Origin of the sequence: Pseudomonas sp. GW460-12-10-14-TSB1, assembly GCF_017349775.1 — a bacterium.
In the GTDB taxonomy this organism is placed as follows: domain Bacteria; phylum Pseudomonadota; class Gammaproteobacteria; order Pseudomonadales; family Pseudomonadaceae; genus Aquipseudomonas; species Aquipseudomonas piscium.
In genome coordinates this window covers 40848-59591 of the sequence record NZ_JACNAC010000043.1, presented here as the reverse complement: position 1 = coordinate 59591, position 18744 = coordinate 40848, and the positions used below count along the sequence as shown (strand labels likewise).

Annotated in this window: 5 protein-coding genes; all 5 read left to right on the top strand. The window is 67.0% G+C overall.

What is annotated here, in order from left to right:
- Window positions 1–229 precede the first annotated feature (229 nt).
- The 5 genes from gspE to J4D52_RS22030 all read left to right on the top strand — a co-directional run bounded on the left by gspE (window position 230) and on the right by J4D52_RS22030 (window position 18693).
- Window positions 230–1651: a type II secretion system ATPase GspE gene (gene gspE, locus J4D52_RS22050; RefSeq protein WP_053278917.1), complete on the top strand. Its 1422-nt coding sequence runs from the start codon at window positions 230–232 to the stop codon at window positions 1649–1651.
- Window positions 1651–2862 carry a type II secretion system inner membrane protein GspF gene (gene gspF, locus J4D52_RS22045; RefSeq protein ID WP_016704707.1) on the top strand — a complete coding sequence of 404 codons (1212 nt, stop codon included), beginning with the start codon at window positions 1651–1653 and terminating at the stop codon, window positions 2860–2862. Before gspE ends, gspF begins: the two co-directional genes overlap by 1 nt.
- 600 nt (window positions 2863–3462) lie before the next feature.
- On the top strand, window positions 3463–4617 hold the full coding sequence (locus tag J4D52_RS22040) for a substrate-binding domain-containing protein (protein ID WP_102677027.1): 1155 nt from the start codon (window positions 3463–3465) through the stop codon (window positions 4615–4617).
- 112 nt (window positions 4618–4729) lie between these two features.
- The gene (locus J4D52_RS22035) at window positions 4730–5890 is read left to right on the top strand and encodes a substrate-binding domain-containing protein (RefSeq protein WP_102677028.1); all 1161 of its coding nucleotides are present in this window, start codon (window positions 4730–4732) and stop codon (window positions 5888–5890) included.
- Between the two features lie 137 nt (window positions 5891–6027).
- Window positions 6028–18693: a filamentous hemagglutinin family protein gene (locus tag J4D52_RS22030; protein ID WP_102677029.1), complete on the top strand. Its 12666-nt coding sequence runs from the start codon at window positions 6028–6030 to the stop codon at window positions 18691–18693.
- Window positions 18694–18744 lie beyond the last annotated feature (51 nt).

The following is an 18744-nucleotide window of genomic DNA, read 5'->3' as shown; positions in this document are numbered from 1 at the left end:
TGGGGGCAAGAGCCTTTGGTTACTTTGGGCTCTTCAAAGTGACTCGCCGTAAGGGCGAAACCCTAAGTGGCCGTGACCGCAGCAACGGATATGTACACCCACCCCGCTGTAAGAGCGGAACCCTAGGTGGCCATTACCGCAGCAACGGATATGTACACGGCCAAGGCCAAGGCCAAGGCCAAGGCCAAGGCCAAGGCCAAGGCCAAGGCCAAGGCCCAGAGGAACTCCCATGAACCCACAGCTCCCTTATGCCTGGGCCAAATCCCAACGCATCCTCCTGCGTCACAGCGAGGAGGGCGCCGTACTCCTGGTCTGCCCCTCGACCCCCGGCTGGTCGATCAGCGAAGTACGCCGCCAGTTCGGCCCCGCGCGCCTGGAGCGGGTGCGCGACGAGGAACTCGACGGCCTGCTGGCCAGCGCCTATTCCGACACCGGCAGCGCTGCCGCGGTGGTTGGCGCCGCCGAAAACGAAGTCGACCTCGACCGCCTGATGCAGGACATCCCGGAAATCACCGACCTGCTGGACACCCAGGACGGCGCGCCGGTGATCCGCATGATCAACGCCTTGCTGACCCAGGCCGCGCGGGACGAGGCCAGCGATATCCATATCGAGCCCTATGAAAGCCATTCGGTGGTGCGCTACCGGGTCGACGGCACGCTGCGCGACGTGGTCTCGCCGCGCAAGGCCCTGCATGGCGCGCTGGTGTCGCGGATCAAGATCATGGCCCAGCTCGACATCGCCGAAAAACGCCTGCCCCAGGACGGCCGCATCGCCTTGCGCGTGGCCGGGCGGCCCATCGATATCCGGGTGTCCACGGTGCCCACCGGGCATGGCGAACGGGTGGTGATGCGTCTGCTGGATAAACAAGCCGGGCGCCTGCAACTGGAAACCTTGGGGATGGACCCGCAGGTGCTGGGCAAGCTCGACAACCTGATCCGCCAGCCCCACGGCATCGTGCTGGTCACCGGCCCCACCGGCAGCGGCAAGACCACCAGCCTCTACGCCGCCCTGGCGCGGCTGGACGCCAGCACCAGCAATATCCTCACCGTCGAAGACCCGGTGGAATACGACCTGCCGGGCATCAGCCAGATCCAGGTCAACGCCAAGATCGACATGACCTTCGCCCTGGCCCTGCGCGCGATCCTGCGCCAGGACCCGGACATCATCATGATCGGCGAGATCCGCGACCTGGAAACCGCGCAGATCGCCGTGCAGGCTTCGCTCACCGGCCACCTGGTGCTGGCGACCCTGCACACCAACGACGCGGTGTCGGCGGTCAACCGCCTGATCGACATGGGCGTCGAACCCTTCCTGCTGGCCTCGTCGATGCTCGGGGTGCTGGCCCAGCGCCTGGTGCGCCGGCTGTGCCCGCATTGCAAGGAAGAAGACCCGACCGCCCCCGGCACCTGGCGCCCGGTGGGCTGCCCGGCCTGCAACCAGGTCGGCTATAGCGGACGCACCGGCATCCACGAGCTGTTCTGCATCGACGACGACATTCGCAGCCTGATCCACCAGGGCGCCGACGAACAGGCGCTGCGTGCTGCCGCGCGCCGCGCCGGGATGTTCAGCATGCGCGAGGACGGCGAGCGCTGGGTGCGCAGCGGCGCCACCGCCCCTGAAGAAATCCTCCGCGTAACCCGGGACGCCTGATGAACCGTTATCGCTACGAAGCCGCCGACGCCCTCGGCAAAATCGAGTCCGGGCACCTGGAAGCCGACAGCCAGAGCGCCGCCTTTGGCGTGCTGCGCAGCCGCGGGCTGACGGCCCTGATGGTGCAGGTCGAGAGCAACACGCCGAAGGCCGGCGGCGGTGGCCTGTTCAGCGCCAAGCTGTCGGACAACGACCTGGCCTGGGCCACCCGTCAGCTGGCCAGCCTGCTGGGCGCCAGCCTGCCGCTGGAAGCGGCGCTGAGTGCCACGGTGGAGCAGGCCGAGCGCAAGCACATCGCCCACACCCTCAGCGCGGTGCGCGCCGATGTGCGCAGCGGCATGCGCCTGGCCGAAGCCCTGGCGGCGCGGCCACGGGATTTCCCGGATATCTACCGGGCGCTGATCGCCGCCGGCGAAGAGTCGGGCGACCTGGCCCAGGTCATGGAGCGCCTGGCCGACTACATCGAAGAGCGCAACACCCTGCGCGGCAAAATCCTCACCGCCTTTATCTACCCCGGCGTGGTCGGGCTGGTGTCGGTGGGCATCGTGATCTTCCTGCTCAGCTACGTGGTGCCCCAGGTGGTCAGCGCCTTCTCTCAGGCGCGCCAGGACCTGCCGGGGCTGACCCTGGCGATGCTCAACGCCAGCGATTTCATTCGCGCCTGGGGCTGGCTGTGTTTCGGTGTGCTGGCCGGCGGCTTCTGGAGCTGGCGTATGTACCTGCGCAACCCCCAGGCCCGTCTGAACTGGCACAGCCGGGTGCTGCGCCTGCCGCTGATCGGGCGCTTCGTGCTGGGCCTGAACACCGCGCGCTTCGCCTCGACCCTGGCAATCCTCGGCGGAGCCGGGGTGCCGCTGCTGCGCGCCCTCGAAGCGGCGCGCCAGACCCTGTCCAACGACCGCCTGAGCCAGAGCGTCAGCGACGCTACCGCCAAGGTCCGCGAAGGCGTCAACCTGGCCGCCGCGCTGCGGGTGGAAAAAGTCTTCCCGCCGGTGCTGATCCACCTGATCGCCAGCGGCGAAAAAACCGGCGCCTTGCCACCCATGCTCGAACGCGCCGCGCAAACCCTGTCCCGCGACATCGAACGCCGCGCCATGGGCATGACCGCCTTGTTAGAGCCACTGATGATCGTGGTCATGGGCGGGGTGGTGCTGGTGATCGTCATGGCGGTGCTGCTGCCGATCATCGAGATCAACCAGCTGGTGCAATAAAAGGAAGGCTTCTGTAGGAGCGAAGCTTGCTCGCGATGACGTCCTCGCGTCGCCTGGATCGCGGGCAAGCCTCGCTCCTACGGTCATGGCGCCGAACTGCTGTCGACGCGAATGCCTGTAGCCGCTGCCGAGCGCAGCGAGGCTGCGCTCGAGGACGTAGTCCTCGCCAAACCTGAACACGCGGTTCGCCAGGAACAACAGCAGGGGTTGTCTCAGTTTTTTTCTGCTCCGACGCCTGCCACCCGAGCGGCACATCCACCGAACTCGGGTTCCTCGTTCTGTCATGCACAACTCCCCCCATCGCCCCCAGCCCAAGACCCACGCCGCGCCAGGCCGAAAGCTGGCCAAAGGCCCAGCGAAACCTCGCTGTCACCTGCGCCGAAAAGCCCGTGCCAGGGCCCTCGAACACCCGAGAAAGTTTTTGAAAATCAAGCGCTTTCTCCCGAGGTTTTTTCCTTTATCTGTCACCGGAAACTGCGAACTTCTTACCCATGGCCTCACCCCGCACAACGCTCTCAGAGCAGGGCAGAGGATCTGAGCGCCATGGCGTCATGCAAGAACCATTGACCTCCGTATACACACGACGAAAGGAGATTCTTCATGTTTAAGCGCACTATGATCGCAGCTTCCCTGGCCGTAGCGGCTCTGGCTTCGGCCCAATCGATGGCTGCTGTTGTGGGTGGCGGTGCCACTCTGCCTGAGCAGCTGTACAACACTCCGGGTGTTCTGAACTCCGGTTTCAGTCCCTACTTCGGCGTGGGCAGCGGCGCGGGCAAGACAGCCGTGCTGACCAACAACATCGGTTCGCTGACCAACACCCTGCCCGGTGCCACCGTGGACTATGCAGGCAGCGACTCGGTTCTCAACGCCACTGAAATCAGCACCTACCAGGCTGCCCACCAGTCTCCAGGCGTACCGGCTACCGATGCTGCCAACTGGGGCCCGCTGCTGCAGTTCCCATCGGCCGCCACCTCGGTGACCATTCCTTACAACAAGACCGGCACCACCAACCTGAACCTGACCAGCGAGCAACTGTGCCTGGCCTTGTCGGCCAACAACGGCGTCGCCCGTACCTGGGGTCAAGTACTCGGCACTTCCGATACCACTCCGGTTCGCGTGGTGTTCCGCTCCAACAGCAGCGGTACCTCGGAAATCCTCACCCGTCACCTGAACAACCGTTGCCCGTCGGTATTCACCTCCGTCAGCAGCACTTTCGCCAATGCCCACCCAGGTGCCGAGCCAGCTTCCTGGATCCCCGTCACCACCAGCGCCGCCATGGCCAGCACCGTGGCCTCCACCGCTGGCGCCATCGGTTATGTCGGCCCTGAAGATGTCGACGCCACCAACAACGCTGTAGTGGCTCGTGTCAACGGCCTGCTGCCTACAGTGGGCAACGTGCAGACCGCTCTGAGCACCATCGACCCTCCATCCACCGCCACCGACCGTGCCGACCTGACCAAGTGGGCTCCAGTACTGCCTAACCCGGCTACCGGCTACTCGATCGTTGGCTACACCAACTTCATCTTCGGCCAGTGCTACAAGGACACCGCGGACGTCACCTCGATCCGCACCTTCCTGACCAAGCACTACAACGCCACCTTCGCCAACAGCAACGACCAGGCGATCATCGACAAGAAACTGATCCCGCTGACTGCAAACTGGAAAACCGCTATCCGCGGTGCCTTCATTCCGCCAACCAGCGCCCAGGGCGTGAACAACGCCAGCGTGTGCAACGGTATCGGCCGTCCAGCCTGATCCAGGCCGAGGCCCGCAACACCGATCGGCAACGGCGCAAGCCGTTGCCGATTTTTTCTTCGCGCGAATTTCAAGTTGCCATGGGTCATCCCGGGCAACAGAGGGAATTGCCATGTCCAGATATCTGTTGATCGCCCTGGCCGGGGCCTTGACCGGCCTCTGTAGCGCTGCGGCCTCGGCCGCTCTCGACGGCGGCGGTTCGTACCTGATGCAAGGTTTCTACAACACCCCGGGCGTATTACCGTCGACAGCCGGGGCCTATCGAGCCGCAGGCAGCGGGGCCGGCAAGAAGGCGCTGCTGATCAATGACAGCCAGGCACTGACCCCGGGCTCCTCTGTGCCGTTTTCCGTGGACTACGCCATCAGCGAATCACGGCTGACCGTCAACGAGCTTGCGGAATACCGCAGTAACCACCAGGTACCGGGGGCCGTTGCCGGCTCGGCGGCGGACTGGGGCCCGCTGATCCAGGTCCCGGTGGCTATCACCTCGGTGGCGATTCCTTACCGGGTGCGCTTGGCCAGCGGCCAGCCGGTGACCGATCTGGACCTGAACGGCGGCATGCTCTGCGGCCTGTTTTCCGGCGCCATCACCACCTGGGACCAGATCAACCCGGCCTATTCGCGCACGCCGGTAAAGGTGATCTACCGCGCTGATCGCGCCGGTACCAGCGAGATCCTTACGCGCCACCTCAACAGCCTCTGTCCTCAGGCCTTCAACATCGGCAACCTGTTCGTTTCGGCTCACCGGGGGCCGCTGCCCGGGCACTGGCAGGCGGTGAGCAGCGATCAGGCGCTGCTGGCCGGGGTCGCCGCCAACGAAGGCGCCATCGGTTACTCGGGCCCCGCGGCCCTGGATATCACCAGCAACGCCCAGGTGGCGCGGGTCAACGGCCTGTTGCCACCCACCACGAGCACTCCAATCAGCCTGACGCAGATAGCGCCGCCGGCCACCGCCGTCGATCGTGCCGACCCGCACAAATGGGCACCGGATATCGCCAATCCGGCTTTTGGCTATGCCATGGTCGGCTACAGCTACCTGATCTTCAGCCAGTGCTATCGCGACCCGCAGGACGCCGCCGCCCTGCGGATTTTTCTGGTGCGCCACTTCAGCCCGAGCGCTCAGACCAACAACGACACCCGGTTGATCGCACAGCACCTGATCCCTCTGGACGCGGTCTGGAAAAGGGCCGTGCGCGACAACTTCCTGCTCACTACCAGTCTCCTGAGTCTGAATAACCCCAACGTCTGCAACGGTATCGGCCGTCCGCTCTGAACCCACAGGTGGATGAAGTTTTCATGACAAAGGTTCGGTGCCGGCCGGCGCCAACCGCCTATTACCTGAGCGCTCCGTCCGTGACAGCGGGCGGGCCGCCGACCTATTTCGCGACTGTGTAAAAGGATAAGTGAGCGATGCGCCTCGGTAAGCCCAACCCTGTTCTGAAGTCCGCAAGCCACTGCGAGGCGTTGCCTGTCCTGCATCTCAAGCCCTTGGCCCATGCCATTGCCCTGTTGCTGGTGGCGGGCAGTGCCCAGGCCGAGACGGCGTTCAGCGCCGGCTGGTTCGCCAGCAAGGGCGCGGCGCAGCAGGCGGCGGGCGCCGGCGGGGTAGCGGGCAGCTTGCCCAAGCCAGGTTCGCCTCCACCCCTGGCCCAGCAATTGAAGGCCAACCAGCAGTTGCAGCAGTCCTTGAGCAATGTCAGCAACACGGTGGCCGCTATCGCCGCGCAGCAGGCGGCTCAGGCGGCCGGGCGGCGCTCGGCCCTGGTGGCGGCCTCGAGCATTCCCGATGGCCTGGGCGAGGGCGGGCTCAAGGTCGACGAGAATACCCTGACCAAGGGCTGGACCAATGCCAGGAACCCGGTGCAGACCCAGGCCGACGGCAAGACCACGGTGAGTATCGGTCAGACCGCGGACAAGGCCATTCTCAATTGGGAAACCTTCAACGTCGGGCGCAACACCACGGTGGATTTCCAGCAGCAGGCTGACTGGGCGGTGCTCAACCGGGTCAACGATCCGCAGGCGCGACCGAGCGAGATCCAGGGCCAGATCAAGGCGGCCGGCACGGTGATGCTGGTCAACCGTAACGGGGTGATTTTCAGCGGCAGCAGCCAGGTCGATACCCGCAACCTGGTGGCCGCCGCCGCGACCATCAGCGACAGCCAGTTCCGCGAGCGCGGGTTGTATGTCGACAGCAGCGGCTCGCAGCCGACCTTCACCGACGCCGCTGGCAAGGTCCAGGTGCAACAAGGCGCGCTGATCCAGACCCGGGCGCCGGGAGTGTCCACCGAGTCCGGCGGTTATGTCCTGCTGCTAGGCAGCGAGGTGGATAACGCCGGTAGCATTGTTACGCCCAAGGGCCAGGCGACCCTGGCCGCTGGCGACAGCTTTTATATCCGTAGGGGTGCCGGCACCGCCGGTAATAGCACTTCGACCACCCGTGGCAACGAGGTGGCCAGCACCCGCAAGGCCGGCAGCCAGGCCGGCAAGGTCAGCAACAACGGCCTGATCCAGGCCGCCACCGGCGATATCACCCTGACCGGGCACCAGGTGCAGCAGAACGGCGTGGCCCTGGCCACCACCTCGGTGGACAGCCGCGGCACCGTGCACCTGCTCAATTCGGCCAGCGACAGCAGTTCCAGCGTGACCCTGGGCCAGGGCAGCCACACGGCGATTCTGCTGGACGCCGCCAGCGGCACCGCCCTGGACAGCCAGCGTGCCGCGGGCCTGGCCGGGATGGGGGGGCAGGGCAACAACATCGGCGGCGCCTTCGACAACCTCAGCAGCGTGGTCGACCGTACCGACCAGTCGCGGGTGGAGATCGTCAGTGGCGGCAGCGTGGACTTCCAGTTCGGTTCCAGCACCCTGGCCACCGGTGGCCAGGTGGCGGTCAGCGCCGGCCAGCGCAGCCTGGTGCGCGACGGCGCGGTGATCGATGTGGCGGGTGCGGTCGGGGTCAAGGTGGCCATGGAGGCCAACAGCGTCAAGGTCAATATCCAGGGCAACGAGCAGCGCGATGCCGCCGGCAACCGCGACCAGGGCAGCCTGAACAACAACGATGTGTGGGTCGATGTGCGCGAACTGGTCTATGTGCCGGCCGGGACCAACGGCTATGCCACGGATCGCTGGTACACCGGCGGCGGCCTGCTGGAGGTCGGTGGCTACCTGGGGACCCAGGCCCATGGGGTGGGCGAGTGGATGGCCCAGGGCGGTACCCTGACCTTCACCGGGCGCGATGTGGTGACCCAGGCCGGTTCGAGCATCAACCTGTCCGGCGGCACCCTCGATATCCAGGGCGGCCTGGTGCGTCAGACCTGGCTCAAGGGCCCGCAAGGGCGTCTCTACGAGTTGTCCCGGGCACCGGGCGACATTCTCTACAGCGGTATCTACAAGGGGTATGAGGACAACAGCCCACGCTGGGACCAGACCGATTACTACTACAGCCCGCTGATCGCGCCGCAGCAGCGCTACGAAGAGGGTTATAGCGTCGGCCGCGATGCCGGCAAGCTGGTGGTCGGCACCGGCAGCGCGGTGCTCGAAGGCCAGTTGCTCGGCAACACCTACCAGGGCGAGCGCCAGGCCCTGGCCGCCCAGGCCGGGCTCGATGGCTACGACCAGGCACAGAATGCCGTGGCCCGTGGCGCGCAGTTGATAGTCGGCGACTACCGCCCGTTCTGGCAGAAGGACAGCGGCACCCTGCAAAACACCCTGCAGGCCACCGACAGGACCCTCAAGCAAGTGATCCTGGCCCCGGGGCAGGTCGCTGAGGCCCTGGCCATCGAACTGAACTCGGCCCTGGGCGAGCGCCAGGGGCAACTGCGCCTGGACACCGAGCAGCTCAACGGCTTCGCCCTGGGCGCGGTGCGGATCGCTGCCTATGAGAGCGTGACGGTTGACGGCGACCTGCAGGTCGGGCCGACGGGGGAGATTGCCCTGCACGGTCCGCAGGTACGGGTCAATGCCGGGTTGACCAGCCATGGCGGGCGCATCGCCTTGGGCAACGTGCTGCTGCAGAGGCCCGCGTCGACAGCCGCCTTGGTGGATACGCTGATCGGCTCCACTGCCGGTCCCATGGCCAGCCTGGTGCTGAGCGAGGGCGCGCGTCTGGACACCAGCGGGTTGTGGAGCAACCTGTTGCTGGCGCCGCAGGACAACAGTGGCCTGGCCTTTGTCAACGGCGGCAGTGTGTCCCTGCGCAGCCGTGGCGACCTGACCCTGGCCGCCGGCAGCCAGGTGGATGTCAGCAGCGGCGCGGCGCTGCTGGTGAACGGTAGCCTGCGCGGTGGCAAGGGCGGTGACCTGACCCTGGCGGCCAATGCCGGCACCAGCGTAGGCAATGGCGTCCTGACCCTGGATGGTCAGCTCAAGGGCTATGGAGTGAGTGGCGGTGGCAACCTGAACCTGCAAGCGAGCAAGGTGCAGATCGGTGGCGCAGCGGCGCCCGACGCCGCGACCCTGGTCCTGGCCAGCGACTTTTTCGGCAAGGGCTTCGGCGCCTACGAGATCATCGGCAACCAGGGACTGAAAGTCGCCGAGGGCGCCCAGGTGGATGTGCGGGTACCGGTCTACGCCCAGGCTGCCGGGACGGCCAGTGTCGCCACCGGCGAACCGGCCGCCAGCGCCCTACAGCTGTGGCTGCCGGAGCAATATCAGGAGGACCCGGCCAAGGGCCGCCTGAGCCAGCGCACTGGTGCCAGCCTGACCCTGCAGACCGGGGGGCTCGATTCCAGTGCTGCCGATATCGCCAGCGTGGCCCTGGATATCGGAGAGGGCGCCACCGTGCGGGTGGACAATGGCCAGTCCATCGCCTTGCGCGGGATCGGCCAGATCAGCGTCGATGGCCACTTGATCGCCCAGGGCGGCAAGGTCTCGATCAGCGCCACGCGGATGCCGCAGGTGGACACCGACGCCTTGACCACGACTCATCAGCGCTCGATCCTGCTGGGGAGCAATGCCCTGGTGGATGTTTCCGGGTATGTGGTCAGTGCCCTGGATGTCCAGGGCCGGCGCTACGGCAAGGTCGGCGACGGTGGCAGCATTGTCATCGGCGGTGCCCTGGACCCGGCCACTGGCCGTGCGGCGGCGCCGGATCTGTTCGTGCAGCTCAAGACCGGTTCGCGCCTCGAGGCTTCCGGCGCCCAGGCCGTCCTGGATATCCGGGGCGCCGGTCCGATGACCCTGGCCAGCAATGGCGGCAGTCTCAGCCTCAGCTCGCTCAATGGCCTGTACCTGGACGGCGACCTGCGCGCCGCCTCCGGTGGCCAGGGAGCGGCGGGCGGCAGCCTGACGGTGGCCTTGGAGACCGCTGCCTATGATAGTGCCCAGTTGGGCAGCGATGCGCCCCTGGCGCCGCGGGAACTACTGATCAGCCAGCGCCGCCGGTCCCTCGACGACGCGGCTTCCGGGGCGTTGGCCTATGGACAGGGCAATCTCAGCGTGGAGCAGGTCGACGCCGGCGGCTTTGGCAACCTGACCCTGCTGAGCAACGGCCAGATCAGTTTCGACGGCGATGTCGATCTGGCCCTGGGCCAGAGCCTGCAGTTGTATTCGGCTTCCCTGGGCCTGGCCGAAGGCTCGGCGGCCGATACCCGGGTCAGGCTCAGCGCGCCTTACGTGCGGTTGGCGGAGGCTGCCCGGAACAATAACGGCTCCCCGGGGTTGACGGTGCCCGTGGTCCGCGGTGGCAGCTCGACCCAGGCGACCCAGGCGCAGTTGGTCGTGGTCAGCCAGTTGCTGGATATCCGCGATGAGGTCAACCTCGGTTCCCATGGCAACATCAACCTGCGCAGTGGCCAGTTGCCGCTGGACCAGCGCGGCTTCGCCACGATGGATGTGCGCAGCGCCGGGGACATGCGCATGTTGCGCCCCACCGGCAATATCTCCGTCACCCGCCTGAATACCCCAGGCGACCTGAACCTGACGGTGGCGCAGCTCTACCCGGAGACCCTGGCCCGTGCCGAGATCCGTGCCCGCCACCTGAGCATCGGCCGCAGCAGCGCCCAGGACCCCGACGTGCCCTATTCGGCCTATGGCAGCCTGCTGCTGTCCGCCCAGAGCATCGACCAGGGCGGGGTGGTTCGCGCGCCCCAGGGCAGCCTGGTGCTGGGCTTCAGCAATGGCCCGCAAGATAACAGCTCAATCATTCGCCTGCTGCCCGGCAGCCTGACCTCCCTGAGCGCGGTGGGGCTGGTGATGCCCTTTGGCGGTACGGTGGACGGCCAAGCCTGGACCCAGGACGGCAAGCCGCTGGGCGAGAGCATACTCAATCCCTTCCTGGGTTCCGACTGGCTGACCCTGACGATGTTGGGGCAGTCGATTGATGTCCAGAACGGTGCCGTGGTGGATTTGTCGGGCGGTGGCGAACTGACCGGCGCGGGCTTTGTCTCCGGGCGTGGCGGTTCCACCGATGCCCGTTTCAACCCCTTGGTGCAGATCGGCGCCGACGGTCGTTTCAGCCTGCCGGGGCTGGCCAGCAATCCGGTCTACGCCATCGTGCCCGGCAGCCAGGCCGGTTATGCCCCTGGCGCCGGACAGAGCGGCGCCCTGGACCCGCTGATCGGCCAGCAGATCACCCTGGAGGCCGGGGTACCGGGAGTGGCGCCGGGGGTCTATACCCTGTTGCCGGCGAACTACGCGCTGCTGCCGGGGGCGTTCCGGGTCGAGCTCAACGGCGGCGCCGGCCTGGCCGCCCAGCAGCCGGGCCTGGCCATGGCCAATGGCTCCTGGAGTACCTCGGGGCGCTTGTCGGTCCTCGGCACCGGGATCCAGGACAGCTTGTCGCGCCAGGTGATCCTGACCTCGGCCGATGTGCTGCGCCGCTATTCCCAATACAACGAAACTTCCCTGGCTCAATTCCTCGTCAGCGACGCGGCGCGCCTGGGCATTCCCCGCGCCGCCCTGACCGCCGACGCCAAGGGCCTGACCCTGAATCTGCTGCAGAACCAGACCGGGCAACCGTCCTTCACCTATGCCGGCACCAGTCGCTTCAACCCGGACAAGGGCGGCTACGGTACCGTCGCCAGTGTGCTGAGCCAGAGCCAGAGTTCCCAGATGGAGATCGTCGCGGGCGGCCCCAGCGCGGGCTTTACCGGCACCTCGATCGATGCGGCGCAGCTCAATGCCCTGGGCTCGGCCAGCCTGCGTATCGGCGGCACCGGTACCCGCCAGTATGGCCAGGGCGGCAATTACATCGCCTTCAGCTCCAACCTGACCGACCTGACCCTGCGCTCGGGAGCCCTGTTGTCGGCACCCGAAGTGATGCTCCTCAGTGGCATGACCATAGGTGGCATCGTGGTGGAGCAGGGCGCCGGGATCGATACCCTGGGGCGCGGCGCCAGTGCCTACGATTCCCGCGATGGCTTTATCTACGACCCCGGCAGGACCAGCCTGCTGGCGGTGTCCAACGGCTGGCTCGATCTGCTGCCGCCGACCCCGGCGCAGAACGGCCAGGTGGGGCCGGGCAGTATTCGCATCGGCAGCTGTGCCGGCAGTTGCAACGGCGTGACCCAGTTGTATTCCGAAGGCACCCTGGCCGCGGCCACCGATAACCTGTTCGAACTGGGGGACGAGGTGCGTTATGGCACCCGCAACCTGACCTTGGCGGTGGGTGGGGTCAATGTCGGCAGCAGCCAGAGCCTGGCCGAGGCCGCCGCGGGCAATACCCTGGCACCGGGCCTGACCCTCAACCAGCAGGTGCTCGACCGGCTGCTGCGCGGCGACCGCGAGCGCGGTGCGCCGGCCCTGGAGACCCTGACCCTGAATGCCCGGGATTCGCTGAACTTCTATGGCTCGACGCAGTTGAGCACCCTGGATCCGGTCACCGGCAAGTCCAGCCTGAGCAACCTGATCCTGGGCACGCCGGCGATCTACGGTCATGGCGGCGCCGAGGACGTGGCCAGCATCCGCACCGCCAACCTGATCTGGAACGGCACGGCGGGGCTGCCGGGCACGGTGATCAACCAGGGCGCGGGCACTGGCAGCGGTCGCCTGGAACTGGCCGCCGAGCGCATCGAGTTCGGCTACGGCCCACAATCGCAGCCCGACAGCCTGGCCTCCTTCGATCGCCTGGCCCTGGGTTTTGCCAGGGTCGACCTGCGTGCCAGCCAGCGCCTGACCGCCAACCACAAGGGCAGCCTGGCGGTCTACCAGAGCCAGGGGGCCTACGAGAGCGGCAAAGGCTACAGCTACAGCGGCGGCGACCTGAATATCCTCACCCCGTTGTTGACCGGTGAGGCTGGTTCGGTGAACCGGATCAAGGTCGGTGGCGATATCCGTATCTCCGGTGGTGGCGCCGTGCCGGGGCCGATCAACACCCTGGGCGGCGAGCTGGCGCTGGAGGGGCGCAGCATCAGCCTGGACACCGCGGTGGTGCTGCCCAGCGGCAAGCTGAGCCTGCTGGCCGAGCGCGACCTGGTGCTGGCGGACAATGCCCGGCTGGACCTGGCCGGGCGCACCGTGCCCTTCAATGACCTGAACAAGTACAGCTGGGGCGGCGATGTGATGCTGGAAAGCCGCGGCGGCGATATTCGCCAGGCCGTCGGCTCGCGGATCGACCTGTCGGCGCAGAACAACAAGGCCGGGACCCTGAGCGCCATTGCCCTGGATCCGGAAGCGGGCCAGGTGGCGCTGTTGGGGGCGATCCTCGGTGGCAGTTCCGGTCATTACGATGCCGGCGGCACACGGGTGCCGTACAAGGCCGGTGGGGTGGATATCCGCGCCCAGGGCGTGGGCGATTTTGCGGCCCTCAACCAGCGCCTCAACGAGGGCCAGGTCTATGGTGCGCGCAGCTTCCAGCTCAAGCAGGGCGACCTGCAACTGGGCAGCGAACTCAAGGCGGGAGAGATCAACCTGTCCCTGGACAATGGCCACCTGACGGTGCTCGGCACCGTGGATGCCAGCGGCGAGCAGGTCGGCAGCATCCGCCTGGCGGCGCGCAACGGCCTGACCCTGGGCGGGTCGGCGTTGCTCGATGCCCATGGCACGCAACTACGGGTCGACAGCTACGGCAAGATCATCGATGCACCGAACCGCGCGGTGGTCGAACTGACCTCGGGCGACGGCCGGCTGGTGCTGGCCGAGGGCAGCCGCATCGACCTGCGCCACGGCACCGCCGCGACCCTGGGCAGCCAGCCCGGGCAGCACGATGGTCAGGCCCGAGGCACCCTGGAACTCAATGCGCCACGGCTGGGCGGGGTCAGTGGCGGCGATATCGATATCGATGCCAGCGGCCGCCAGCAGATCAGCGGGGCCAGGTCGATCGCGGTCAATGGCATCTGGCGTTATGACGACAGTGACAGCGACGCCTTGCTCAAGGACGGCAGCGACGCCGCCAGCGGCAGGCCGTACCGGGTAATCGACCAGGCCTACATGAACCTCAAGCACGACCAGAGCACCGCCTTCATCGACGCGGCCCTGGCCAATACCGGGCTGCTCGACGGCAAGCTGGCCGGCCTGACCGCGGGCGGTTATGGCGATGCCCTGCACCTGCGCCCCGGGGTGCAGATCAGCAGCGAGCGGGACGTGGTGATCCAGGGCGACCTGGACCTGTCCGGCTACCGCTATGCCAGCCTCAATCCGCACTTTGCCAGGACCGCGGTCTACGGTTCCGGCGAGACTGGCAGCCTGGCGATCCGCGCCGCCGGCAACCTCGAAGTGCGCGGCAGCGTCACCGATGGTTTTACCCCGCCGCCCGCCACCCCGGACGACGCCGGCTGGGTATTGTTGCCCGGCAAGCAGCCGTTTGGCGGCGAGTTGGTGGTGCCGGGCCTGGGCGTGACCCTGGCCGATGGCACGCTGTTCCTGGGCGGCAAGACCCTCAACTATGACTTGCCGATCAAGGCCACCACTTTCGCCAGTGGCGTGGTGCTGCCCACCGAGGGCCGCCTGGCGCAGGCGCTGACCCTGGATGCCGGCAGCGTGTTGCGCGGCGATGTACGCGCCGCCGACGGCAGCCTGCTATACGCCGCCGGCACCTTGCTGGAACAGGCCGTGACCCTGCCCGTGGGCACCCGGCTCGGTGCCGGGACCCTGTTGACCAGCCGTACCGCCTTGCAGGCCATGCTCTGGCCCAAGGGCGTGGCGCTGCCGGCGACCCTCGATCCGAGTAGCGGCCAGCAGGACACTTATGCCCTCAATGGCGACCTGGCGCTGAAAGCCGGTGCGCTGATCCCGTCACAGACCGACGTCAAGCTGCCCAACGGTGCCTTGTCGGTGGCCCTGCGTCCGACCGATGGCGAAAGCCAGGGACGCAACTGGGCGATCGCCGGGTTGTTGCCCGAGGGCTCGCAATCCTGGTCGCTACGCCTGGTCAGCGGCGCCGATACCTCGGCGGCCGATACCCGCAGCGTCAAGCCCCGGGTGGTCGATGGCCAGTTGATCCTGGCCGATACCCATTATTCGCTGTTCCGGGACCGCGAGATCGTTCCCGGCAAGCCGGGAGGCAACTGGGTCTGGGGACCTGAGGCAGAGGGTCCGGACTGGAGCTGGTTGGGTGGCGTGGTGGGGCAACCGCTGTCGCCGGAAGACCTGGCTAACGGTTATTGCGACTGGGCTCCGGGACTCTGTGAATTCAAGCCCAGTGTCGATAGCTGGGTCTGGGGGCCTGAAGTGGAAAGCCCGGACTGGAGCTGGTTGGGTGGGGTAGTGGGACAGCCGCTGTCACCGGAAGATCTGGCTAATGGTTATTGCGACTGGGCTCCGGGACTTTGCGTCTTCAAGCCCGGTGAGCCAGGCGAACCCGACAAGCCTGGAGAAGTGATCGCGGTGCGCGCCATGGCGCCGATCTTCAGCGTGCTGCGCACCGGTACTGGCGACCTGGACCTGATCGCCGGTGGCGACCTGAGCATGCAATCGGTCTTCGGCGTCTATACCGCAGGCACCCAGTCCCCGGCCATGGGCGCGGGTTTTGCGGCAACCCGCGGCGTGGGCAGTGCCGGCACGGTGCTGGGTGGGTACAACAGCCTCCCGCTGTACGGCAATGCCAACTACAAGGCCGGTTTCGACGAGCAGGTGGCGGCCTATGAAAAACTGGTGACGGGCGCGGATCTCTACCAGGCCTGGTACCCGGAGCAGGGCGGCAACCTGTTGCTGTCGACGGCGGGTAGCCTGCGCGGCGATGCCCTGGGCAGTACCTGGGACCAGAGCGCGAACAGCACAGCCCTGTCGAGTGCCGGTACGGGCAACTGGCTATGGCGCCAGGGCAGCGGCTCGGCGGCGCTGGACCAGGCCGTCCCGACCGCCTGGTGGATTAACTTCGGTACCTATGTCACCCCGACCGTAGGCGCGCCCATGCCCCAGGTCACCGGCTTCACCGGAGTCGGCACCCTGGGTGGAGGCAATCTGGACGTCCGGGTCGGCACCGATGCCGGCACCCTGCTGCGCCGTGGCAACCGCGATATGACCATGCCGCGTAGCGAGGCGCTGATCCTGGCAGTGGGCAGCACCGGGCGGGTGACCGCTGATGGCAGCCTGGCCCTGACCGGGGGCGGCGACCTCAAGCTGAATATCGGCGGCAGCCTCAACCCTTCCCTGGACGCTCGGGCTTCCAGTGTTGGCAGCGGGCCCGCGGTGGGGCAGAACCATGAGTTGAACGGCGCCCTGATCAACCTGCGGGGCAATGTGCAGGTTGATGCCGGGGCCCTGGGCGGCATCAAGCAGAGTTTCGGCCGCTTCAGCCTCAACCAGGACGCCAGCGAAGTGCGGGCCTATGATCCGTATTCGGCCTCGGTGGCCAGTGCCACCGGTGGCCTGGTGATCATTCCCGGCGATGCCACGGTCAGCCTCGCCACCCGTGGCGACCTGGTGCTCGGCGGTGCGGTCGACCCAGGCCGTACGCGGCAGCACAATACCTCGGCGTTCAGCCTGGACGGCACTGCCTACCTGGGCGGCGGTAGCGGCTGGTTTTCGCTCTGGACCGAGCATACCGCCATCGACCTGTTCTCGGCGGGGGGCAACCTGACGCCTTCGACCCAGGCCGGCGAACTGGCCATTGGCAGCAATGACACGCCACGGGCGCAACTCGATACCTCGCCCACCGACGGGCGCTTTATCTATCCGTCGATCCTGCGGGCCGTGGCCCCGGGCGGCAATCTGTACTACGGCTCTTCGGCGCTCTACACAGGCAGTGGCACTGGCAGCGGCCAGAAAAACTCGCCTTACTCCCTGGTACTGGCGCCTTCGCCTAACGGTCAGTTGCAGATGCTGGCCGGCGGCTCGATCTTTGCCGGTGGTTATGCGCTCAACCAGTCCGGGGCCGACAGCCGTCTGTTGCCAACGCCGTTCGCGCCGGCCTTCGAAGGGCGCAGCGACGGGCGTTTGCTGGTGAGCAATCTCAGCCCCGATGGTTTGTCTTCCCTGCAAGGCATGGGCGGCTTCCCGCTCTTCGCCTTTGGCGGCGACACCCTGACCACCCTTGGCGGCCGACGGGATCCGGCGCGTTTCTATGCCATGGCCGGCGACTTGCTGGGCATACGCTCGGGTGAGCAACTGAACTTCAGCGCTTCCGGCTCGCGCCCGGGCCAGACCTGGTACGACGCGGCCGCGCCGGTGTGGATGCTGGCCGGCCGGGATATCGTCAACAGCGGCACCCAGCTGGGGCAGGCGACGACCATCGTGCCGTTGCTGGGTGGCGGTTCGAGCAGCGGCAACCTGTTCGTGCACAGCGATCCGCTGGATATCTCCCTGGTCTCGGCCGGGCGCGACATCCTCTACAGCAGCTTCAATGTCGCGGGGCCCGGCCTGCTGCAAATCAACGCCGGGCGCGATATCCGCATGGAAGACAAGGCTTCGATCACCAGTCTCGGCGCCCTGGCGCCGGGCGACAACCGGCCGGGGGCGAGCATCGTCCTGCAGGCGGGGGCCGGGGCCAGTGGGCCGAACTACACCGCCTTTGTCTCGCGCTACCTGGACCCGGCCAACCTGGCCAGCGACAGCGCTTCCCTGGCGGCACAACCGGGCAAGGTGGCCAAGACCTACGAAACGGAATTGGCCAGCTGGTTGAAGCTGCGCTACGGCTTCAGCGGCAGCGACGAGCAGGCCCGGGCCTATTTCGCCGGCTTGCCGGCGGTGGAGCAGGGGCTGTTCGCGCGCCAGGTGTATTTTGCCGAACTGCGCGCTGGCGGCCTGGAGTACAACCAGGTCGACGGCCCGCGCCAGGGCAGCTACCTGCGCGGACGCAACGCCATTGCCGCGCTATTCCCGGACACCGATGTGGCCGGCAACCCGATCGTCTACCAGGGCAATATCACCCTGTATGGCGGCGCCGGGGTGCACACCAATGTCGGCGGCGATATCCAGATGCTCACCCCGGGCGGGCAACAGGTGTTTGGCATCGAGGGCGAGGCGCCACCGTCCACGGCGGGGGTGATCACCCAGGGCCAGGGCAATATCCAGCTGTACTCCCAGGGCAGCATCCTGCTGGGCCAGAGCCGGATCATGACCACCTTCGGCGGTTCGATTCTCGGCTGGTCGGCCGAAGGCGATATCAACGCCGGGCGCGGCTCGAAAACTACCGTGGTCTATACCCCGCCAAGGCGTGTGTATGACAACTGGGGCAACGTGACCCTGTCGCCGTCGGTGCCGAGCACTGGGGCCGGTATCGCCACGCTGAACCCGATTGCCGAAGTGCCGCCGGGGGATATCGACCTGATCGCGCCCCTGGGCACCATCGATGCCGGCGAGGCGGGGATCCGGGTCTCGGGCAACGTCAATATCGCCGCCTTGCAGGTGGTCAACGCGGCAAACATCCAGACCCAGGGCAAGTCCTCGGGGATACCGGTGGTGGCGTCGGTCAATACCGGGGCCCTGACGTCGGCCAGTTCGGCGGCGTCGTCGGCGACGCAGGCCGCCGAGGATGTGGCGCGCCAGCAGCAGGCGGCGTCGCGGCAGAATATGCCGTCGGTGTTTAGCGTGCAGGTGCTGAGCTTCGGCCAGGAACGCCTGGCGCCGACCCAGGATGGCGCCAGCCGGGCCAACCCCGGTTACAACCCGGACAGCCCGGTGCAGGTGCTGGGCGCCGGGCCGCTGAGCGATCAGGCGCGGCAGCAGTTGACCGAGGAGGAACGGCGGCAACTGACCTTATAGGTTCTCTCGTGGTACCAAGCCTCGGGGTGATCGTTGATCACCCCTTTTTTT

Coding starts and splice junctions, on each gene's coding strand:
- gspE (WP_053278917.1), top strand. CDS start 230: ATGAACCCACAGCTCCCTTATGCCTGGGCCAAATCCCAACGCATCCTC.
- J4D52_RS22030 (WP_102677029.1), top strand. CDS start 6,028: ATGCGCCTCGGTAAGCCCAACCCTGTTCTGAAGTCCGCAAGCCACTGC.
- J4D52_RS22035 (WP_102677028.1), top strand. CDS start 4,730: ATGTCCAGATATCTGTTGATCGCCCTGGCCGGGGCCTTGACCGGCCTC.
- gspF (WP_016704707.1), top strand. CDS start 1,651: ATGAACCGTTATCGCTACGAAGCCGCCGACGCCCTCGGCAAAATCGAG.
- J4D52_RS22040 (WP_102677027.1), top strand. CDS start 3,463: ATGTTTAAGCGCACTATGATCGCAGCTTCCCTGGCCGTAGCGGCTCTG.